The sequence below is a fragment of the Brevundimonas sp. genome (genome assembly GCF_044239655.1).
Classification (GTDB): domain Bacteria; phylum Pseudomonadota; class Alphaproteobacteria; order Caulobacterales; family Caulobacteraceae; genus Brevundimonas.
Genome location: NZ_JBIIAY010000133.1, coordinates 1 through 8,060 on the forward strand (window position 1 = coordinate 1; position 8,060 = coordinate 8,060).

The following is an 8,060-nucleotide window of genomic DNA, read 5'->3' on the forward strand; positions in this document are numbered from 1 at the left end:
CAGCGGCGGCGGCCAGGGCGTCGCCCTTGGTGATGTTGCCCTTGGGTCCCGTGGCGGCGATGGTCTTGGGATCGAGGTTGTTCTCGGTCACCACGCGCTGGACGGCGGGCGACAGGGTCGCACCGCCCGACTTGATCTGGGCCGAACCCGCGTTGGCGGAGGCGGACGGCGCGGCGGCGGGAGCCGCAGCGGCCGCACCGGCACCGGCGGCGATCGAGCCGATGCTCTGGCCCGGCGTCACGGTCGAACCTTCGTCGGCCGAGATGGTCAGGACGCCGTCGGCGGGTGCCGATACCTCGACCGCGACCTTGTCGGTCTCGATCTCGACCAGGACCTCGTCCTTCTTCACGGCCTCGCCGTTGGCCTTGAGCCATTTGCCCATCGTGCCCTCGGCGACGCTCTCGCCCATGGTCGGGACGGCGATCGAGACCGAACCGCCCGAAGCGGCGGCGGCGGCGGGCGCAGGCACGGCAGCGGGCGCAGCCGGTGTGGCGGGAACGGCGGTGGCCGGAGACGCCTTGGCGGGAGCGGCGGCAGCGGGCGCCGAGGCGGCGGCACCCTCGGTCACCACACCCAGAACCGTTCCGGGAACCACGGTGTCGCCGTCTGCGGCCTTGATGTCGGACAGGACGCCGTCAGCGGGGGCCACGACTTCCAGCGAGACCTTGTCGGTCTCCAGCTCGACCAGGACCTCGTCCTTCTTGACCGGATCGCCGACCTTCCTGGTCCATTTGCCGATGGTGGCCTCGGCGACGGATTCACCGAGCGTGGGGGTCAGGATGTCGGCCATGGGAAGGTTCCGGTCGTTTCGGGCGTGGCGGTATATAGGGCAAGCTCGCCCCTAAGGGGAGCCGGGGCGGTCATTTGTCATCCCGGAAACGGCCAGGCCGTCATCCGGGACGGTCGATCAGGCGAAGGCTTCGTCGGTGAAGGCCTTCAGTTCCTTGAGGTGGCGGCTCATCAGACCGGCGGCGGTCGAGGCCGAGGCCGGGCGACCGACGTAACGGGCCCGCTTGGCCTTGATCTTCAGCTTGTCGAGCGTCAGCTCGAGCCAGGGATCGACGAAGGTCCAGCCCCCCATGTTCTTGGGCTCTTCCTGGCACCAGACCAGTTCGGCATTGGGGAAGCGGGCCAGTTCAGTCGAGACCGACTTCATCGGCCAAGGATAGAACTGTTCCAGCCGCAGCAGATAGACGTCGTCGCAGGGTTCGCCGGCCGCGACCTTCTTCTCGCGCACGTCGAGCAGGTCGTAATAGACCTTGCCCGAACACAGGACGACGCGGCGGATGTCCTTGTCGGCCTTGATCTTGATGCCCGAGATTTCGGGGCGGGTCTGGGCGTCGTCGTGCAGGACGCGGTGGAAGGACGAACCCTCGGCCATGTCGGCGACGGAGGACACCGCCTTCTTGTGCCGCAGCAGGCTCTTGGGCGTCATGATGACCAGCGGCTTGCGGAACGGCCGCTGCATCTGGCGACGCAGGATGTGGAAATAGTTGGCCGGGGTGGTGCAGTTGGCGACCTGGATATTGTCCTCGGCGCACTGTTGCAGGAACCGCTCGAGGCGGGCCGAAGAGTGTTCCGGCCCCTGTCCCTCATAGCCGTGCGGCAGCAGCATGGTCAGGCCGCTCATCCGCAGCCATTTGCGTTCGCCCGATGTGATGAACTGGTCGATGACGACCTGGGCCCCGTTCACGAAGTCGCCGAACTGGCCTTCCCACATCACCAGGGTGTTGGGGTCGGCGAGGGAATAGCCGTACTCGAAGCCCAGCACCGCCTCTTCCGACAGGGCCGAATCGATGACCTCGAAATGCGACTGGCCCTCGCGCAGGTTGTTGAGCGGGACGTAGCGCTCCTCGGTCGTCTGATCGATGATGCCCGAGTGGCGTTGCGAGAAGGTGCCGCGCACCGAGTCCTGACCCGACAGGCGGATCGGGAAGCCCTCGTCCAGCAGGGAGGCGAAGGCCAGGCTCTCGGCCGTAGCCCAGTCGATGTTGCCGGTGTCGATCGCTTCGCGACGCGCCTCGATGACGCGCTTGAGCGTCTTGTGCATGTCGATCGAGTTCGGAATGGTCGTCAGGCGGTGGCCATAGTCGCGCAGCTTCTCGGCCGGGACCTCGGTCTTGCCGCGACGCTCGTCGTCCTCGGCGTGACCCACGCCCTTCCACTGACCGTCCATCCAGTCGGCCTTGTCGGCCTGGAAGGTCTTTCCGGCCTCGAACTGTTCGTCCAGCCAGGCCTCGAACTTCGTGACCAGGGCATCAGCCTCGGCCTGGGACAGGACACCCTCGCCGACCAGTTGGCGCGCATAGATCTCGCGCGTCGAGGACAGGGCCCGGATCTTGGAATACATCAGGGGCTGGGTGAAGGTCGGGTCGTCGCCTTCGTTGTGGCCGTATCGACGGTAGCAGAACATGTCCACCACCACGTCCTTGTGGAATTTCTGGCGGAATTCGGTGGCCACCTTGGCGGCAAAGACGACCGCTTCGGGATCGTCGCCGTTGACGTGCAGGATCGGTGCCTGGACCATCAGGGCGACGTCCGAGCAATAGGGCGTCGAGCGCGAGTTGCGCGGGCTGGTCGTGAAGCCGATCTGGTTGTTGATGACGAAATGCATCGTCCCGCCGGTGCGGTAGCCCTTCAGCCCCATCAGGGCGAAGCATTCGGCGACCACGCCCTGGCCCGCGAACGCGGCATCGCCGTGGATCAGCAGGGGCATGACCTTGGTGCGGTCCAGCGCCCACTGGCTCTCAGGCAGACCGGCGTTGGCCTCGCGGATGTCGAACGCCTGTTTCGCGCGCGCCTTGCCGAGCACGACCGGGTTGACGATCTCCAGGTGCGAGGGGTTGGCGGTCAGCGACAGGTGAACCTTCTTGCCGTCGAACTCGCGGTCCGACGAGGCCCCCATGTGATACTTGACGTCACCCGAACCCTCGACGTCCGAGGGCACGGCCGAGCCGCCCTGGAACTCGTGGAAGATGACCTTGTAGGGCTTGCCCATCACGGTCGCGAGGGTGTTCAGACGGCCCCGGTGGGCCATGCCGATGACGATCTCGTCGACACCCAGGGCCCCGCCGCGCTTGATCATCTGCTCCAGGGCCGGGACCATGGCCTCGCCGCCGTCCAGGCCGAACCGCTTGGTGCCGGGGAAGCGCTTGTGGCTGAAGCGCTCGAAACCTTCGGCCTCGATCAGCTTGTTCAGGATGGCCAGCTTGCCTTCCCTGGTAAAGGTGGTGCGATCGAACTTGTCGGTGCCCTCGAACCGCTGCTGAAGCCAGGCCTTTTCCTCGGGCTCGGCGATATGCATGTACTGGATGCCGATCGGACCGCAGTAGGTCTTTTCCAGGATGGCCATCAGATCGCGGACCGTCGCGTACTGAAGCCCCAGAACGCCGTCCAGATAGATGGGGCGGTCGAGGTCGCCGGGCCCGAAGCCGTGGAATTCCGGGGTCAGCTCGGCATTCTGGATCGGCTGCTCGATGCCCAGCGGGTCGAGCTTGGCATGCAGGTGGCCCCGCACCCGGTAGGTGCGGATCAGCATCAGGGCGCGGATCGAATCGTGAGCGGCGGCGCGAATGGCGTCGGCCGAAGGAACCGGGGCGGCCTCGACCGGGGCCGGGGCGGTCTTGGCGACGGGCCCAGGCTTCTTCGGATCGGGCTTGGGCGCCGGCCAGACGCCGTCGAACACGCCGGTTTCCTCGGTCGGTTCCAGGATCGCCCCGCGACCCCAGCCGCCGGCCGCGCCCGACGCCGTCACCGTCGCGGCCGTGTCCTTGAGCTGATCGAAGAAGGAGCGCCATTCCGGCGTCACCGAGGCCGGATCGGCGGCCCACTGCTCGTGCAGGCCCTCGATGAAGGCGGCGTTGGCCCCGTAGAGGAAGCTGGTCTCGGCAAAGACCTGGTTCAGCCGACCGGCATCGTCCGCCATTGTATTCGTCGTCCCGACTTTTTTCGCATCTTGGCAAGCGTCACGGTCACATCTGCGTGAAGCTGCGGTTCATATAGGCGCTGTTTCCTGACGGGTCATGACCGAACCGGGGCGAAAGGGATAGAAAATGCCCTTTCCCACCGCAAAAATTGCAACGGCTCGTGTCGCACGGGCTCCTCGACCCCGAATTGGCGAACGAACGATGCCGAAGCGCCGGTCAGTCGGCGTCTTTCTCAGCGTGATCGTGTGCCCCGTCGTCCGGCGTCGCTTCCGGTTCGTCCGGGTCTTTCGGCGCCGATCCCATGGAAATGGCCACGCCCGAGAAGCCGGTGCGGGCCTCGAAATCGCTGCCCTCGGGGATGAAACCGACCTTCACGTCGGCCGTGCCCGGCAGGATCTGATACAGGTTCCAGGTCCCGCCGATCATCTCGCCCGGCAGGTCGAAGGTCTCCACCGCCGGCGTCCCGACCCAGGCGTCAACGGCTGAGGCCGGTATCCGCTCGGTCGTGTCGAAGTCCCACAGACCGCAGCCCAGCAGGGTCATCTCGTCGCGATCCTCCCACTCCTGGATCTCGCCGTCGCCGTCGTCGTCCTTTTCCTCGCGCAGGACCGCGTGGATGCGGTTGAGGACGACGTGGAATTTCCGGTCGCCGAACGCCCTGGCCCAGATGGTGAAGGTCGCCGTCATCTGAAGCTCGGGATCGACCGCCTCGGCCCGCGCCTTGCCCATGGTCTCCATCAGTTCGGGATGGTCGTCGTCGGGCACGATGGCCCAGCCGTCGGCCGCCATCATCACGGCCGTCGCCTCGATGTCGCGGCGGTGCGGCACGCAGGCGGCCCTGAAGGCCTCCAGCCTGACATCGGTCGGCGGTGCCGGTGGGGGCGGCGGCCCCTGGGTCACGATGCTCAGCGCAGCCAGCAGTTCGATCATGGCGAGCCCTCCGTTCAGGGCCCACAATGACGACAGGCCCGCCGAAGCGAGCCTGTCGAAACCTGTCCAAACAAGGTGGCGCTCAAGCAGCGAGCGACCGCGTCGCGAGCGTTAGCGCCGCGCTCCGAAGGAGCGCCTCTTGAAGGGCTGCTTAGCCCTTCAAGACCTCAACAAGCGTCTTGCCCAGACGCGCGGGCGATTCCGACATGCGGATGCCGGCGGCCTGCATGGCGGCGATCTTGGATTCCGCATCGCCCTTGCCGCCCGAGACAACGGCACCGGCGTGGCCCATGGTACGGCCCTTGGGCGCCGTGCGGCCTGCGATGAAGCCGGCCATCGGCTTCTTGCGGCCCTTCTTGGCCTCGTCGATCAGGAACTGGGCGGCCTCTTCTTCCGCGCCGCCGCCGATCTCGCCGATCATGATGATCGAGGTGGTCTCCGGGTCGGCCAGGAACAGTTCCAGCACGTCGATGAACTCGGTGCCCTTGACCGGGTCGCCGCCGATGCCGACCGCCGTGGTCTGGCCCAGGCCCTCGTTCGTCGTCTGGAACACCGCCTCATAGGTCAGGGTGCCCGAACGCGACAGGATGCCGACCGAGCCCTTCTTGAAGATGGAGCCCGGCATGATGCCGATCTTGCACTCGTCCGGAGTCAGGATGCCGGGGCAGTTGGGGCCCAGCAGGCGCGACCTGGAGCCTTCGAGATGACGCTTGACCTTGACCATGTCGAGCACCGGGATGCCCTCGGTGATGCAGGTGATGAAGGGAATCTCGGCGTCGATCGCCTCGATGATGGCGGCAGCGGCGCCCGACGGCGGGACGTAGATTACCGAGGCGTCGGCACCCGTGGCCTCCTTGGCCTCGGCGACCGAGGCATAGATCGGCAGGCTTTCGCCGTGCGATCCGGTCCAGTTGGTGCCGCCCTTGGTCGGATGGACGCCGGCGACCATCTGGGTCCCGTGATAGGCCAGCGCCTGTTCGGTGTGGAAGCCGCCGGTCTTGCCGGTCAGGCCCTGGACGATGATCTTGGTGTTCTTGTCGACGAGAATGGACATGGCGGTTCGCTTCTTTGTTCAGGCGGAGAGAAAGGGGTTTTCGACGCGGACCGACCCGTAGGTCTGCCCGTGGTTGAGGTCTTCGGAATAGAGGACGCGCGCGCCCAGCCGTTCGGCGGCGGCGATGATGGCCCCGTCCCAGTAGGACAACTGATAGCGGCGGGCGGTTTCTATCCCGGCGCGGATGACGTTGAAGTCCACCGGCTGGAACGCCTTTTTGGAGAGACGGAGAACCCATTCCCTCGCCTCATCGGCGGTCAGGGGTACGGATCCCTTGCGTTGTGCGTTGACGTAAAATTCCGCGAGCACCTGGCCCGAGGTCCCGAACCGCGTCGTCAGGAGCTCGACCGCACGCTCGTACTTGACCGGCTCATCGACGGAGCCGAGCGCGGCGTAGATCAGCACGTTGGTGTCGAGGAAGACCTCAGTACTCGCGATCAAACCGAGGTTCCCCGCTGTAGATCTCGTCCCGGCTGCCCGGCCGCCAGTCACCCATCCGGCCCTTGCTTTCGCGGGCCAGCTTCAGCAGGGCCTCGGTGGCTTCGTCGTGTTCGCTTTCCTGCTCGACCAGTCGGGCCAGGAACCCGCGCACCATCTCGTTGACGCTGGTGCGCTTCATGGCCGCCAGCACCCGCACCTTGTCGAGCAGGTCGTCGTCGATGGCGAGGGTCAGGTTGCGGGTCATGCGCCTACACGGGTTATGTGTAACACATAGCCTGTGTGCGCTCGCTCGTCGAGACCGGTCAGTCGAGGCGGGGCCGGAAATAGATCAGGGTCGAGCCCGGCCCGGAGCGATCCAGCGCCACCAGACGCATCTGACCGGTCGCGGCCATGGCGACGAACTGTTCGTCCGACAGGCTGCGGCTCGGCGCGCGACCCTCGGGCGTCTGCAGCCAGGCATAGGCCTCCAGGCCCGCGGCGCGGATGGGGGCGAAATTCATCATCCGCCTCAGCGTCGCATCGAGGGCGCGGTGATCGGTGGGCCGGGCGCTGACGCCGCAGAAATCCATGACCACCGTGTCGCGCCCGACCCGACGCGTCATCCGGCCAGTCATCACGAAGGTGATGTCGGTCGCGCTCGATCGCATGAAGCCGGCGCGTTCCGACGCATTGCGCAGCCGCGGCACCATGGTCTCCGGCACCGGCGAATACCCCGCCTCCGTCGCCAGCGCCGCCGCCCTCGCCGGGTCGCCCCCGGCCGCAACGCAGACGGTGTTCAGGGTGGCGATCAGGTCGGTGGGGGTGGGCGGCTGCTGGGCGATCGCTGCGACTGGTGATGCGATTACAAAAAGGGCGAGTGCGTGGACGGCTTTTCGGAACGACCTCACTCTATCGCTCCTCGGCGGGCGACGGTTCCTGAGATTCCGTGACGACCTGCCGCGAGAGGCTCATCGATTGCGCGGCGGGCGAGGCGCGATAGGCGGCGGACAGCGTGTAGCCATTTTGACCGCTCCAGACCTGGATGGGCGCAAATCCGGGAGGAACCTCAGCCGTTGAACTGTCATCCAGATCGTGGCTGGCGGCGAGCGCCTCGATGTCACTGCGCCAGCGCGCCGGCGGCCGCTCTGTGTTGACGGTGCAAACCGTGCCTATTCCATTTTCGGTAACATCGCCCGCCGTGGCGATGCGGGCCAACATCACGGTATGAGCGCCCACCCTGTAGGCAAACGCCCAAGCGGGTCGACGGAAATCTGGAGTCGACGAGGTTGAGCGCCAGCGCCCAGCGCGAGCCATACGCTCGAGACTGTTTGCGTTCAGCCCCGTATCGAAACACGCGCGCTGCAGCAGGCCGACTGCCGATAGATCATCCCTGGCATCGGCAGGGCAGGCCGAAGTGAGACCAAGGGCGGTGACAAATATCGCCGCCCCGATCCGCATCACCCCACCGCCGCGACGATCTTCTGGGCGGCGTCGTCGAGGTCGTCGGCGGCCTGGATGGTCAGGCCGCTCTCGTTCAGGATTTTCTTGCCCAGTTCGGCGTTGGTGCCTTCGAGGCGGACGACCAGCGGCACCTTCAGGCCCACTTCCTTCACCGCCGCGACCACGCCTTCGGCGATGACGTCGCACTTCATGATGCCGCCGAAGATGTTGACCAGGATGCCCTGGACGGCCGGGTCGGCGGTGATGATCTTGAAGGCCGCCGCGACCTT

At 66.4% G+C, this 8,060-nt stretch carries 8 protein-coding genes and 1 pseudogene; all 9 read right to left on the minus strand.

The window, feature by feature from the left end:
- The coding region (locus ACILQR_RS14300; RefSeq protein ID WP_395652063.1) for a biotin/lipoyl-containing protein at positions 1-790 on the minus strand (790 nt) is incomplete at its 3' end.
- A gap of 117 nt (positions 791-907) precedes the next feature.
- Entirely contained in the window at positions 908-3,925 is a 3,018-nt protein-coding gene (locus tag ACILQR_RS14305) for a 2-oxoglutarate dehydrogenase E1 component (RefSeq protein WP_395652064.1), read from the minus strand.
- 217 nt (positions 3,926-4,142) lie between these two features.
- Positions 4,143-4,856 (minus strand): hypothetical protein, encoded by a 714-nt coding sequence (locus tag ACILQR_RS14310; RefSeq protein ID WP_395652065.1) that lies wholly within the window; start codon positions 4,854-4,856, stop codon positions 4,143-4,145.
- 151 nt (positions 4,857-5,007) lie between these two features.
- Positions 5,008-5,910 carry a succinate--CoA ligase subunit alpha gene (sucD, locus tag ACILQR_RS14315; protein ID WP_395652066.1) on the minus strand — a complete coding sequence of 301 codons (903 nt, stop codon included), beginning with the start codon at positions 5,908-5,910 and terminating at the stop codon, positions 5,008-5,010.
- Positions 5,911-5,928: 18 nt separating this feature from the next.
- Positions 5,929-6,351, minus strand: a complete 423-nt coding sequence (locus ACILQR_RS14320) for a PIN domain-containing protein (protein WP_395652067.1) — start codon at positions 6,349-6,351, stop codon at positions 5,929-5,931.
- Positions 6,335-6,595: a DUF6364 family protein gene (locus ACILQR_RS14325; protein WP_271145591.1), complete on the minus strand. Its 261-nt coding sequence runs from the start codon at positions 6,593-6,595 to the stop codon at positions 6,335-6,337. The genes ACILQR_RS14320 and ACILQR_RS14325 overlap by 17 nt, the downstream gene beginning before the upstream one ends.
- A 58-nt stretch (positions 6,596-6,653) precedes the next feature.
- A complete protein-coding gene (locus ACILQR_RS14330; RefSeq protein WP_395652068.1) occupies positions 6,654-7,238 on the minus strand; it encodes a hypothetical protein in 585 nt (194 codons plus the stop codon).
- A 1-nt stretch (position 7,239) separates the two neighbouring features.
- Complete coding sequence (locus ACILQR_RS14335; RefSeq protein ID WP_395652069.1) at positions 7,240-7,548, minus strand: hypothetical protein; 309 nt, start codon at positions 7,546-7,548, stop codon at positions 7,240-7,242.
- 239 nt (positions 7,549-7,787) lie between these two features.
- Positions 7,788-8,060: pseudogene (gene sucC / locus ACILQR_RS14340) on the minus strand (succinate--CoA ligase subunit beta); the annotation flags it as partial.